The sequence below is a fragment of the Desemzia sp. C1 genome, from assembly GCF_020882875.1.
In the GTDB taxonomy this organism is placed as follows: domain Bacteria; phylum Bacillota; class Bacilli; order Lactobacillales; family Carnobacteriaceae; genus Desemzia; species Desemzia incerta.
In genome coordinates this window covers 1-13,653 of sequence record NZ_JAJIZP010000001.1, presented here as the reverse complement: position 1 = coordinate 13,653, position 13,653 = coordinate 1, and the positions used below count along the sequence as shown (strand labels likewise).

The following is a 13,653-nucleotide window of genomic DNA, read 5'->3' as shown; positions in this document are numbered from 1 at the left end:
GAAGGAGAACACATGAAACACTTTTTAGAGAAATTCACGCAGGAATACCTCGATGATATTCTTGTTCGTTTAGCTCATCATTCAGCAGGAATAGAAGGCAATACGATTTCTTTACCTGCAACAGTCTCCATCATCGTGAATGGTACTTTACCGACCAGTTCAAGGGCGACGGTTAGAGAATTTTATGAAATTGAGAACCACAAGCAAGCATTTGGAAGAATGGCCAGTCTTTTAATCAATGAAGATTCACTATCTGTCAGCATCATTAAAGAAATTTATGCTGATTTAACGGATCGCTTGCAGTACGATAAAGGACAGTTTAAAAAGAGTGAGAACATGATAATTGGGGCGGAGTTTCAAACGGCTTCTCCAGAAGAGACTCCTGTACTGGTGACACAGCTAGTCGATAATCTTCAATACCGATTAGAAACAGCTAAAACGAACGAGGATAAACTTTTAGCCATTCTGGATACACATATCCAATTTGAACGAATTCATCCGTTCTCCGACGGAAATGGACGCACTGGGCGGATGATAATAATGTATTCATTGTTAAAAGAAGGATTCCCACCACTCATCATTGAAAAAGAAACCAAAGCACAGTATGTTGAATTTCTGGCCAACCAAGATGTAGAAGGCTTTCAATTTGCAAAAAAAAGATTGGACAGAGAGAAAAAAAGAATGCATGCCTTTCAGAATATGGATCAGGAACAAATTAAGTACGACTAAAACCTATGCGAAAGTATACTTTCGCATAGGTTTTAGTGCTCATGGAGGTAGTTTATGGAGGCAGATAATAAGTTAGTACAAAGTTTTTCAGAAACGATTTTAAATGATAGTACAAAAGATGTGAGCGTTGACATGCTTGAAGCTTCATTTGATACCCTTTTTGAATCTGAAATCATTAAAGACATACCAATTGTTAGTACAATTATGGCGATAGGTAAGACTGGAATTATGCTTAAAAATCGTAATCTTATTCGTCAAACTTTACAGTTCATGCACGAATTAAACAATGGAACTATAATAAATGAAAAAAAAGAAAAGTTTGTTGAGCGTATTAAAAATGGTGATAAAAAATCTCAAAAAGAAGTTGACCGGATTATGTTGATTTTAGAATCGACGATAGATCTTGAAAAGTCAACCATCTTAGCAAAGTTTGTAGTGGCTTATATTAATGAACAATTAAGTTATACGGAATTCCAAGAGTTAACAGATACTTTGAGCCGATCCTATTTGTCTGATATGGAAATGCTTCTAAAAATTCACAGCGGTCAAATTAAAGACACCTCATCCCAGGAGTTATACCGTATTGAACGATTAGCAGGACTGGGATTTATTAATAGGATGCCCTACACAGTTACTGTTGGCAGTGAATATACTCGGCAAGAATCTTACTTGGAAATGTCTTATATTGGAAACCTTTTTTGTGAAATTGGACGTCCAAATATTCCAGTTATGTAAGCTCTAATCCCTAAAATATTTCTTGAGGCGATTTTTCATCAGTAATCGGCAGGGTACTTCATTCTTTAATGCGATTAAAGAATGAAGTACCCTCTGATGTATTAGTGCTATACAACATTAACAAATACTATATAAAATATTTTACTATAGTTACTATCATCTCCCTATTATTACTTTAATTAAAGTTTACTTATATTAGTACTAGTACATGAAATTAAGTAAAATTTACCAGTACGCAAAAGAAATGCGCAGGATTAGATAACTTGTTTAATAGTGTCCGACCTGGGGATACTGTTATTATTGAATCTATTAGTCACTTAGGTAGGAAAACGCTAGATATCCTCTCTACTGTTGAAGAGCTAAAAGAACAAGAAGTAGAAATTGTATCGTTGAAAGAAAACATAGATACTTCTACTCCAACTGACCAGGCCATGTATCAGATGATGGCAGTGATTGCTCAATTAGAGCGATATTTGACAGTACAGCGTGTAAATGAAGGATTAGCTTCTGCTAAAGCACGTGGTGTAAAACTTGGCAGACTTATATTAGATAAACAAAAAGTAAAAGATGCTTTAAGCTTATATGATTCAGGTCAATATTCCATCAAAGACATTATTCGTATTACTAGTATTACTCAAGGATCATTATACAGGAAGATAAAAGAAAGAGATTCCAAACAATTTTCATCTGACATTAAGTACAAATTAAAAGAAACTGAAGATTAGAGCTATTGAGGTATTATCCTTCAGTTTCTTAACTTGAAATATTTATTTTTAATTAACAAATATGATTGTAAGTGACTTAATGCTTTTTATCTTGATATTTTTTTAAAGTTTCTCCTGCTTTTGATTTTGCTGGTTTGCTAAGAAAAGACGCTCTACCAAAAGAAATAGATTCTAACCAAGTCGATTAATCCTTTATTTATTCAGTAGCTTCAAAAAGGAACCAGATCTCAATAAAACCTTTATTATAACTTTCCTCCTACCCCTTTATACTTCTCTACAAATGAAGCAATCTTCTGAAAAACACTTTGCTTCTTCTTTAAATACTTAGGATTCAGAGGACTCATTTTAGGTAGAATTTCATTCAACTCTGTCCCATTTTCACTAGCATATTCTCTTTTTAAAGATGAAAGTAAATATCTCTTCGCAGCATCTTCGTTAAGTTCTTCAGCATCAATTAATTCCTCTGCTTCACGTTTTTGTTCTGATTGAGCAAATGAGAAGAAGGAATCTATAATATTAACTTTATCTTGAATCTTATCTAGATCTGTTTCGTTGATAAAGTCGACTACTAAACTTTCTTTCGAACGGTTCCCAACACTAGAACGAATTAAACGACGAACCTCTTCAACCAGTAATCCTTTATCTGTTACTTTTTTATTTTTCTCGAAGATTAGTTCTAGAATATAGTCCAAATTTATCTCTTGGGACTTTAAAAGATCAACTTCAAAAACAACATCATCCCAATCTATATGTGATTCCTCTTTTTCTTTACCTGCTTTTTCACGTCGAATCCAATCACGAATATCGTTATATGTTGATCTATAATCTTGAATCATTCTTTCTTCAGGTATGTTAATTTCCTTCATATCAGAAATATCTTCGTCACTTAAATAATGAGTCGATTTAAATTCCTCCACTGCTTCTGTATCACTTAAATCTACTTCTTGTAGACCTTTTAAATTAGAGAACTCATCATAGTTCTGTAAGATGTTTTCTACTCGTAAATATTCACCAAATAGTTTGGCGAAATCTTTTTTATCTTTTTCAGTGACAATCTCATCAATATTGGAGAAACGAGATTCTAATTCCTTAACTACATCTACATACCCACGACAGGCTTCCCCAGTGGCAATATCCGTAAACCCTTCCATATACTCTTTGTAGCTTTTTTCAAGTACCACATTCTTAGTATTCTTATCTCCAAAAAGAGTGATTGCATCTATAGTTGCTTGTTCTAGATCTCTGAAAGTAACAATATTTCCAAATGTTTTAGTAGAATCATAAATCCGATTAGTTCTTGAAAAAGCCTGCATTAAGCCGTGGAAACGAAGATTCTTATCGACAAATAGAGTATTCAGTGTTGGTGCATCAAATCCAGTTAAAAACATCCCCACTACAATTAAAAGATCAATTTCTTGTTTTCTTACTCGACTAGCAAGATCACGATAATAATTCTGAAACCCTTTACTATCTACCCCATGGTTGGTTTTAAATATATGGTTGTAATCCTTTATTGCTAGAGATAGAAATTCTTTTGCACTGCTATCCATAGCAGAAGGTTCAAAAGTTTCATCAAGGATTTCACCTATCGCACTTTGCTCTTCATTAGCAGCAAAAGAAAATATTGTCGCAATTTTCAAAGGTCTTTCACTGTCTTTTTGTAAAGTAGTCAAAGCTTCATAGTATAGCTTTGCTGCATCAACACTGCTTACAGCAAACATTGCATTAAATCCTTTTCTATTAGCGTGAGACCGATGCGTTTTAAATCTGAAATTATTCAGGATATATTGTGATACTTCTTTTATTCTTATAGGGTGTAATAAAGCTGCTTTTGTTTCTGCTGCCGATAATTTTTTCTCATCTTGTTCCATTTCAATCGACTTAAATTTAGGACGCACATCATTATAATCTACTTTAAATTTCAAGACTTTTTCGTCTCTAATGGCATCTGTAATAACATAAGAATGTAGTTCTCGTCCAAATACTGTTGCAGTTGTATCAGAACCTAAAGCATTTTCAGGAAAAATAGGTGTACCAGTAAAACCAAATTGATAATATTGTTTAAACTTTTTTGTAATATTCTTTTGCGCTTCACCGAACTGTGAGCGGTGAGCCTCGTCAAAAATGAATACTACTTGTTTATTGTATATAGGTAAATCTGTTTCGCTTTTAATCAGATTATTTAGCTTTTGAATCGTAGTGACAATAATTTTATTATCATCTTTGTCTATGTTGCGCTTCAATCCCGCAGTATTTTCAGACCCATTTACACTGTCAGGAGAAAATCGTTGATACTCTTTCATCGTTTGATAGTCTAAGTCTTTTCTATCGACCACAAAAAATACTTTATCGATAAAATTCAGCTCGGTAGCTAAACGAGCTGCTTTAAAACTTGTTAGCGTTTTGCCTGAACCTGTTGTATGCCAAATGAATCCACCACTTTCGACGGATTTCCATTTTTTAGCATGGTATGAGCTTCTTATTTTCCATAAAATTCTTTCAGTTGCTGCTATTTGATAAGGTCGCATAACAAGTAACGTATCACTGGAGTCAAAAACTGAATAGTGGAATAATACATTCAATAATGTGTTTTTCTGGAAAAACGTTGCTGTGAAATCTTTTAAATCTTTAATCAAGGTATTATCTGATTTAGCCCAGTTCATAGTAAAGTCAAAACTATTCTTATCTCGCTTAGTCGTATTAGCAAAATATCGGCTATCTGTCCCATTAGATATCACGAAAATCTGTAAATACTTAAATAAAGAGTTCTCTGAATTAAAGCTCTCTTTACTGTATCGATGAACTTGATTAAATGCTTCTCGAATAGCAATTCCACGTTTTTTTAATTCAACTTGTACCAAAGGCAACCCATTAACTAAAATCGTCACATCATATCGGTTAGCCTGATTCCCTTTTAGTTCAAACTGTGAAATCACTTGAACTTTGTTTTTTGCGATATTTTTTTCATCTTTATACACGAGATAAATATTTTGAACATGACCATCATCAAAGACAAAATCATAAATATAGTCTGTATGAATTTTCCGGGTCTTATCGATATTGTTGTCACTTGGTTTATCTAAAAATTGAACACAAAATCTAGCCCATTCCGCTTCTGAAAATTTAATATTATTAAGGTTTTGTAATTGCACACGAACATTAGCAAGCATTTTTTCAGGAGTGGTTAAGTCGGTAAGATGATCATATCCTTGATTGACCAAATCTTGAATCAGTTCTCGTTCTAAATCGGCTTCAGTTTGGTAGCTTGATACTTGTTGTTCTATCTTGGTATATTTATCTAGAACGATAAAGTTGTTTGATTCTGCAATGGTTTTGAAATCTGACATTTTTACACCCCCTCTTTTGGAAAACTAAGAAGCATATTACGGTAATACTCGTATTGTTTTTGACGCAACTCTATTTCACGAGGTAAACCCTCTGTGATTGAAGAAGTTAATGATTCAAATTTATCTAAGATTGAGACAATGCGCTTTTGTTCTTCGAGTGGAGGTATAGGAATTTTAAATTTATCAGTATCAGGTGTTGCAATTTGTGGCATCTGCATTCTATTTCCGATATTTTGAAAATAAAGTTCATTAATTTTAAGAAAATAATAAACAAACTTAATACTAATGTTTCTGTTTTTCGAATGATAAGACCACATTTCATTTTTGTGCGAGAATGCTTTATCATAATATTCAAATTCTATATTACCACGTGACTTAACTACAATAGATGGTTCACGGTTTATATCTTTTTCAGGTATATCTTCAAAATCAACAAATGCAATAGTTTTTCCTCCCGCAAAAATTTTAAGCGGTCCATTGATTTTATTTATTTCTTTCATTCGTCCCGCTGTAATTTTTGTTCCTTTTGTACGAACTAGCGTTTCGCCCAATGCCTTCCACTCAACTTCATCCTCGTCAAACGTCAACAACTGATCACGATAATAAGTATATTGCTTTTTACGAGCGGTAAGCTCTGCGGTAAGCTCTGCGGTAAGCTCTGCGAAAGTGTCCAAATTACGGACGATTTCTTCTTGGATTTCAAGAGATTTTTCTGGATTCTCTGGGCAGGGTATTGGGATTTTAAGTTCTTTTAAGTTACCTGTATTTAAAGCCGGAATTCCTACAAATGTACATAACGCCTTTATGTCTGCCTGCATTTCGAGCAATAAGTGGTATAGATACCTGACGTTAATTTTTTGATTACTATTAATCGTAACTGAGTAATTCAGGTTACCACGGAAATACTTACCTTCTGCCCAAGTAATTGACCCAACTCCTGCTCCCCGTGTTGTTATACCAATTGGATCATTATCAGTATTCCACTTGTTAATAAAACCAAGAGGTTCACGCCCACTGTTAATTACAGGATATTTACCAGGATTGGTTGAAATCAGCTGTTTGCTTACAGATTGTCCAGTTTTAATGGTCGTAACCTCCCCCAATCTCTTCCACACAATTTCAACGCCATCAAGAAGTTCATCTATAAAGTTAAGCTTCATCATGATCCAATCACCTCAATAATCTCATCAATTTCAGCACGGAGCTTATCTATCTTTAACACAGTATTTTTTATTTCTGCATTTAGTTCATTTATGTCAATGATTTGTCTTATGTCATTAGCTTCTACGTATGAACTTACAGAAAGATTGTAATCATTTTCAACTATTGCATCATAATCAATAGATTTTGCAACATAGTCAACATTTTCCTTTCTGTCAAATATCTCTATAATTTTTGCAATATGTTTATCTGTAAGTATATTATTATTTGTTTCCTTTTTATAGAAATCTATCCCACTTGCATCAATAAACTGTGTTTTATTATCGCCTTTATGTTTAGAGAGTACCAATATATTAACAGCTATCGTAGTTCCATAAAATAAGTTAGGAGCTAATGATATAATCGTTTCAACAAAATTATTATCGATTAGATATTTCCTGATTTTCTGTTCTGCGCCATTACGGTAAAAAATTCCTGGGAAACAAACGATTGCTGCACGTCCTTTGCTTGAAAGATAACTAAGAGCATGGAGAACAAAGGCAAAATCTGCTTTAGATTTTGGTGCTAATACTCCTGCAGGAGCAAAACGTTCATCATTAATAAGTGTTGGATCGTCATTTCCAATCCATTTTATGGAGTATGGTGGGTTAGATACAATGGCGTCAAAAGGTTTCTCATCACCAAAATGAGGTTCTAAGAGTGTATTACCTAAAGCAATATGGAACTTATCGTAATTTATATTGTGTAAAAACATATTCATACGAGCAAGGTTATACGTTGTATGATTAATTTCCTGTCCATAAAAACCATCTTCTATAATATGAGCATCAAATTGTTTTTTTGCTTGTAAAAGTAGGGAACCTGAACCTGCTGCAGGATCATAAATTTTATTAATCGTTGTCTGCTTGTGGATCGCTAATTGTGCAATCAGATTAGAAACACTCTGTGGTGTAAAAAACTCACCACCAGATTTACCTGCATTGGCAGCATAATTAGAGATTAGAAACTCATAAGCATCACCAAAGAGATCTATCTGATTTTCTTCAAATTCACCAAAATCGAGACCTTCAACCCCTTTAATAACCGCAGCTAAACGACTATTTTTATCTTTTACAGTATTTCCTAATCGATTGCTTGTCGTGTCAAAATCAGCGAATAACCCCTTAATATCTAGCTCTGAGGGATAACCATTAGCAGAGCTTTCAATAGCAGAAAATATTGCAGCTAAATCTGTATTCAAACTTTCATTTGTATTAGCCGTTTTAGCAATTTTAGTAAACATTTGACTTGGATATATAAAATAACCCTTTGTTTTTATGGCATCTTCTTTGATTTCGTTGGTTATAACGTTATCATTAAGTTCTGCATAATTGACGCTATCGTCACCACCCTCGATATAAGAAGAAAAGTTTTCGCTAATAAAACGATAAAAAAGCGTCCCTAGAACATATTGCTTAAAATCCCATCCATCTACTGATCCTCGAACATCATTAGCTATTTTCCATATTTGTGATTGTAATTTAGCTCGTTGTATTGCACTTGACATTTAAATACCTCCATTTATGATAATAGTCACTCGGAAACTCCGAGCAATTTTTTCTTTTCTATTTAATTCGACTCAGACGATGCTTTGCATAAGAAAAATCTATTACAATGTTAATTCATTTTAAAAATAATAAGCCAAAAATATAGATTTTGTAATCACTTGTATCGATAGAACCATGTAATATATTTTGCTATATTATATAGTCCTCCATTTTTTCTCTTTTGTACAAATAGTGATATTACTACTGTTAGTTTAACATTTTTCTAACTTACCACCTAGAACCTTTTAGCCCGCAACTGGATGTTCAGCACTTGTCTCCTCAGGAAATTCTTTCCAAAAATCAATTATTGTGTTTATATAGTATTCAACATCTAAATGACTTATATCTAAAACTATTGTTGCATTTGATGTTAGTTCTAGGTTAATTAAACTTTTGCCACTAAATTCTGACTTCAAAAATAAACCAGGATTCTTTTCATAAAGTCTTTGCGACGAGCGTCCACTACCATGCTTGAAAGTATTAACGATATCATACAAATCTTCAATATCACTCCAATGTTTGTTCGAAGACAAGTCGTAACCAACAAATTTATAAAGTTTTTTAATTTCCCTCATATTAGTTCCAAAATCAAGAAAATCATTTTTTTGAATTTTATTAAAATCATGATTAATTTCTTCATACATAAACTTTCTTAATTGTTGCTCTAGCATTTGATATGCTGAGGCAAGAGAACTTAATTTAAAATTATACTCCATTAACTTTTCCATTTCGTAAAATTCAATTGTTTCATGGTAAATGCTTTCTAATACATCTCCAGGATCTACAAGCTCAAAGTCATAGTTAGTATTAGCCTTTTTTTCTAGCATCTTGCTGTACTCTTCAGTTGTTTTATCTACTGAAGAAAAAATCTGAGTAGATATTTTTTTATAATTTTCAATTAACTTTATATATAAAGCTATATATTCTTCTCTATAAGAATCAGGTAGAAAAATACTTACTTTCCTCATATTTAACATATAATACCTCCTTTTTTATTATGCTACATTTTCATAAATTTGATTGAAAGTCTTTAATTTCTGCAAATAGAAATTTTCTTTCTCTGATTCTTTTCCAGTTAGGTACTCTGTGTAATCAATCTTTTTAGCAAAGCTTACTAGTTTCGAATGTTTTACACCCGGCATTTCTTTTGCACATTCACATACGTCTAGCAGTGATACCTCTTCATTGAACGCTAAATATCTCGCCACGTAAACCTCTTTTCTCTGTCCTACATGACCATAACGCAACACCACTTTCCAATAACTCTGTTCTAACATGATCTCGTCCTCCTTTTTATTATTCTAGGATTTCAAAGGTTTCTTCTAATCCCATAGAGTTAAACATCTTCAACTTTTCGTTTTTTAATTGTATTTGTAACTTTTCTATTTCATTTTGAATTTTTTTCGCTTCTTTTTTATAAAAGGATATAATTTCTTTTTGTTTCTCTAATGGTTTCACTGGAATTTTCAACTCTTTAATATCAGCTGTTTGTAATAATTTGACCACAGAACCTGCAGCGTTTAATTCTAACTGGAATTGTCCTACCGGACTTTCTAAGAACATTTTTATCCATATAGGATCAAACGCATCATTAAGTCGAATATAGTTAAAGTTCTGTGATAAAACTACATTTTCTACATCTTCAGAAACAACAGCTATCTTTGTGGTCATTCCACGTGTGGAAATAAGAATATCGCCTTTTTTTATTAAGAAATTTTCGACTTTCGTATTTTTCTTTACATTACATCTAGCTAAATGTTCAAAATCAATCTTTCCCTCTTGAACATCAGATATTTTTACAACACGATACATTCCATCTTCTGACTCATCTTTACTTGTAAGATTGAACCCTCTTTTTATTTCACTAATTTCACCTAATTCTACGGTGTTTAATTCATTGATTTTTTTAAAATTTAAACGTACTCTCCCTAAATCACCTAAATTTATCTCGTTATTAATTACATATTTTGAAGGTATTAAGTTACTGTCTTCAATATCTTTTAGATCAACAAATCTACTAACTTGGTCCACTTCTTGATTATTAGTGTATAAGTCATAAATAAACTGAATATTATCCTCAGATAAAAATTTTTGCTTATCATCAGTTACTATTTCTTCCGCATTAATCATTAATACTTTATTTTTTCGCATTTTTGGTTTGTTTTTATTGATAATCAACAATACTGTTGGAATTGTAGAAAAAGATAATAATCCAGGAGCTAATGAAATTACAGCTTCTACCAAGTCAAAATCCAAAACTCGTTGTCTGATTTTTTTCTCTGTTCCAGTTCTGAACAAAGCACCAGTATTTGTTAAAAAAGCAGCTCTTCCTTTCTCGGCTAATGAACTAATTCCATTGCTAATAAATCCCCAATCAGCACTTGATTTTGGTGGAATACCGTAAATGAAACGATTATAAGAATCTTCTTCAAAAGGTTCAAAAGAAGTTATTTTCATTCCCATAGGTGCATCGGAATAAATAGTGTCAAACCTTCTAAGAGAACCGTTATCAGTATATTTTGGGTCTTTCAGAACGTCTCCAGTTTGAATAATTGTATTTGTAGCTCCAGATAACATAGCTCTAACTTTAATGATTTCACTTACTAATGGAATGATTTCTTGCCCAACTATTTCTTGAGATGGGTTATCTTCTAAAAGAGTTACAATAGCATTCCCATATCCACAAGAAGGATCCAGAAACGATTCTTCTCGTGAAATATTCAATATCTTTAAAGCTAATTTATTTATATTGTTAGGGGTGCTATTTTCTCCCCCTCTTTTTCCTGAGTTTATTTCAGACATTTTAATAAATTCCTCAAAGTACTCTGTTGGAGTAATCGTTTTAAATGAATCTAAAGCGCTAAATAAAAACTCTTGCAGTACATTCATTTCTATTTTTTCTAGAATAATGTTTAGTTCTTCTAATATACGAGGAATTTCAATCTCTAAATCTTTTGTTGTAATATTTACCTCTTGTTTAAATTTATTACTACTGAAATCCGAAGACTGTAATAGTGTCTGTATTTTTGTCTCATCATTATATTGCACTAATGTTGTTGCAGTAATTAAGATGATGTAGTTGTCTTGATCAATACTCCCACGTAATTTATCAAGTGCATTCCATAATTGATTATCCATAATTAATTTCCTCATTTCGTATTTTTGTCTCTTTCTTTCAATAAAGTAATAATAACACTATAAAATAGTATTGTCAATACTATTTTATAGTAAACGCATGAATTTTATTTAAATGTAAAAAAAGACCAGACTTTAATCTGGTCTTTCTCTATCGTTATTTAGACCTATTCTCCAACCATTCCATCGTTATCATTATCTCTCATATATTGATACAGCCAATGATCACTTGTAATCGGCATAGAATACCCTGCTGATTTAGCCTCATCTATGGTAACAGTACCGTTACCGTTGGCATCTACTGTTGATACGTCTCCCTCAGCAGAAGTACTCGGTGCAGCAGATTCTGGTGCGGAGGATTCAGTAGAAGATGAAGACTCACTACTTCCTCCCGTTAAACCTTGCTGTTCATTGTATTCATCTGGGTTAATATTATCAAATTCGTCCCCTACTTGGTTACCGTTAACCGTATAAGTATATTTATAACGACTTGGAATTTGAGTAGTTGTGTTGGGATAAGTAATAATCGCTTCGAAATTGGTTGCGCCACCTGCTTGTTGAATCGTGCGTTCCATATAGGCTTGATCCCCATGACGGTTCAATACACTGTCTTGCGGAGTAATATTATAGGCATTGGCCACACCGCCTAAAGAATCAGCAATGATATGCCCTTCGTCCAGGTTTGAGTCTTCTGTACCAGGTACTTTTGCTTCATCAGAAAAATAGCGTCCATTTGAATTGACTGGCTCAATCGAATCATCTTGTACAACAATTTCATTTGCGACTACACGAACTAATTGACCATATTCATTCGTATAGGCCCAATATTCTCTATCACCAAACCCAATATCCACGACCACGTTCGCTTGACGATAGCCAGATAAATCTCCACCGTCCACTTCAATTAACGTGTAACCATCATGAGATATAGTCGATTGGTCTTCTTCAGCTGGTTTAGATTCTGTACTTGCGGCACTCTCTGAAGAAACAGCCGACTCTGATTCAGATTCTTCACTGGCTTCTGATTCTGGACTAGACGATTCCTCTTCTTTTGATTCTGTTTCAACAATCATTTCGACTGATTCTGATTCGATTACCTCTTCTGTTGCTTCTCCTGTTGGTGTACAGGCACTAATTAGCAAGATACTACTTACTACTAGTAACAACCATGCTCTTTTTATCAATTTGTTCTCTCCTTTTAAATCTCAAAATATTTTTAAAGTTTTCTAATTTTTTGTTTTAACTCCTTGGCTTCTGATATACAGATTATCATTATGTATGATGGATAAAACAAAAAATATAGCCTATATAATATTATACCTTACGGAGGAACTGAAATGTACACTGTCATTTTTTGTATATATTTTTTAGAAAGTTAGTAGTCCCCTTCTTTGCAAATTGATATCAACTTGGTTGTACTCTTCTACTTTCTAAATAGTATTTTCTAGTGTAATTTTTCATACTCTCTTCCGGGACATAATGTTCGACGTCTATAACTAACTTATTTAAATTAGCCACTGTTTTGTTTATGGCTAAAGCATTATGTTTATCTAGTGAGGCATTCCCTTCATCGATTAAGAGTATTGGTTTATCAAACAGAATTGCTCTTGCAATTTCTACTCTTTTCAATTGTCCTCCTGATAATCTTTCTCCATCTTCTCCGATTAGATAATTTAAACCTACTTGCTGTATTAATTCTTCTAACCCTGCTTTTTTAATTGCTTCACTTAACTTTTCTTCGCTTACTTCTTTTCCTAATGTAATATTGTTTCTCAGTGTGTCATTAAATATAGCAACCGTTTGGGGAATTAAGCTCACATAATTGTATAATTCATTTTTGCTAATGCTTTTCATATCTTCGCCATTAATGAAAATTTCACCATTAGTTGGGGTTAATTTTTTTGTCAGTAATTTTAAAAATGTCGATTTACCACTACCTGAAGCTCCTTCTAAAAGTACATTATCGTTTGAATTTAATGTTAAATCTAAATGCTCAAAAATTTTCTTGTCCTCATAATTGAATGAAACATTTTGAAAAACAACCGAATCAATCTTCTGGTTCCTTAATACATTGGTATCATCTGGCTGTTTGAATTCCAGTGTATTAATTATCGTCTTCTTGATTTCTCCTATACTGTTTAACTTGTTTATACACTGCGATAATCCTAAAAAATTATTTATGATCCAACTACTGGAGTATTGAACAGCTACAAAAGACGCTAACGAAATTCGCCC

General features: G+C 32.9%; 10 protein-coding genes and 1 pseudogene. 3 read left to right on the top strand and 8 right to left on the bottom strand.

Features of this window, described 5'->3' with window-relative positions; genetic code table 11:
* Positions 1-12 precede the first annotated feature (12 nt).
* From LMF32_RS00055 to LMF32_RS00045, 3 genes and pseudogenes are all read left to right on the top strand, one after another.
* Complete coding sequence (locus tag LMF32_RS00055; RefSeq protein WP_230523397.1) at positions 13-729, top strand: Fic family protein; 717 nt, start codon at positions 13-15, stop codon at positions 727-729.
* A 54-nt stretch (positions 730-783) separates the two neighbouring features.
* Positions 784-1,464: a hypothetical protein gene (locus tag LMF32_RS00050; protein WP_230523396.1), complete on the top strand. Its 681-nt coding sequence runs from the start codon at positions 784-786 to the stop codon at positions 1,462-1,464.
* Positions 1,465-1,715: 251 nt separating this feature from the next.
* Positions 1,716-2,189 (top strand): annotated as a pseudogene (locus tag LMF32_RS00045) (recombinase family protein); the annotation flags it as partial.
* A gap of 242 nt (positions 2,190-2,431) precedes the next feature.
* On the opposite strand, the gene LMF32_RS00040 reads toward LMF32_RS00045, so the two are convergent.
* From LMF32_RS00040 to LMF32_RS00005, 8 genes are all read right to left on the bottom strand, one after another.
* The gene (locus LMF32_RS00040; RefSeq protein ID WP_230523394.1) at positions 2,432-5,536 is read right to left on the bottom strand and encodes a type I restriction endonuclease subunit R; all 3,105 of its coding nucleotides are present in this window, start codon (positions 5,534-5,536) and stop codon (positions 2,432-2,434) included.
* Between the two features lie 2 nt (positions 5,537-5,538).
* Positions 5,539-6,699 (bottom strand): restriction endonuclease subunit S, encoded by a 1,161-nt coding sequence (locus tag LMF32_RS00035; protein ID WP_230523393.1) that lies wholly within the window; start codon positions 6,697-6,699, stop codon positions 5,539-5,541.
* Positions 6,696-8,243, bottom strand: coding sequence for a type I restriction-modification system subunit M (locus LMF32_RS00030; protein ID WP_230523392.1), 1,548 nt, complete (start codon positions 8,241-8,243; stop codon positions 6,696-6,698). Before LMF32_RS00030 ends, LMF32_RS00035 begins: the two co-directional genes overlap by 4 nt.
* Positions 8,244-8,528: 285 nt before the next feature.
* Complete coding sequence (locus tag LMF32_RS00025) at positions 8,529-9,260, bottom strand: hypothetical protein (RefSeq protein ID WP_230523391.1); 732 nt, start codon at positions 9,258-9,260, stop codon at positions 8,529-8,531.
* 18 nt (positions 9,261-9,278) lie between these two features.
* A complete protein-coding gene (locus LMF32_RS00020) occupies positions 9,279-9,560 on the bottom strand; it encodes a hypothetical protein (protein ID WP_230523390.1) in 282 nt (93 codons plus the stop codon).
* A gap of 19 nt (positions 9,561-9,579) precedes the next feature.
* Positions 9,580-11,421, bottom strand: a complete 1,842-nt coding sequence (locus LMF32_RS00015) for an N-6 DNA methylase (RefSeq protein WP_230523389.1) — start codon at positions 11,419-11,421, stop codon at positions 9,580-9,582.
* Positions 11,422-11,585: 164 nt separating this feature from the next.
* A complete protein-coding gene (locus LMF32_RS00010; protein WP_230523388.1) occupies positions 11,586-12,602 on the bottom strand; it encodes a DNA/RNA non-specific endonuclease in 1,017 nt (338 codons plus the stop codon).
* A 220-nt stretch (positions 12,603-12,822) separates the two neighbouring features.
* On the bottom strand, positions 12,823-13,653 hold an 831-nt coding region (locus LMF32_RS00005), incomplete at its 5' end, for an ABC transporter ATP-binding protein (protein WP_230523387.1).

Coding starts and splice junctions, on each gene's coding strand:
- LMF32_RS00055 (WP_230523397.1), top strand. CDS start 13: ATGAAACACTTTTTAGAGAAATTCACGCAGGAATACCTCGATGATATT.
- LMF32_RS00050 (WP_230523396.1), top strand. CDS start 784: ATGGAGGCAGATAATAAGTTAGTACAAAGTTTTTCAGAAACGATTTTA.
- LMF32_RS00040 (WP_230523394.1), bottom strand. CDS start 5,536: ATGTCAGATTTCAAAACCATTGCAGAATCAAACAACTTTATCGTTCTA.
- LMF32_RS00035 (WP_230523393.1), bottom strand. CDS start 6,699: ATGATGAAGCTTAACTTTATAGATGAACTTCTTGATGGCGTTGAAATT.
- LMF32_RS00030 (WP_230523392.1), bottom strand. CDS start 8,243: ATGTCAAGTGCAATACAACGAGCTAAATTACAATCACAAATATGGAAA.
- LMF32_RS00025 (WP_230523391.1), bottom strand. CDS start 9,260: ATGTTAAATATGAGGAAAGTAAGTATTTTTCTACCTGATTCTTATAGA.
- LMF32_RS00020 (WP_230523390.1), bottom strand. CDS start 9,560: ATGTTAGAACAGAGTTATTGGAAAGTGGTGTTGCGTTATGGTCATGTA.
- LMF32_RS00015 (WP_230523389.1), bottom strand. CDS start 11,421: ATGGATAATCAATTATGGAATGCACTTGATAAATTACGTGGGAGTATT.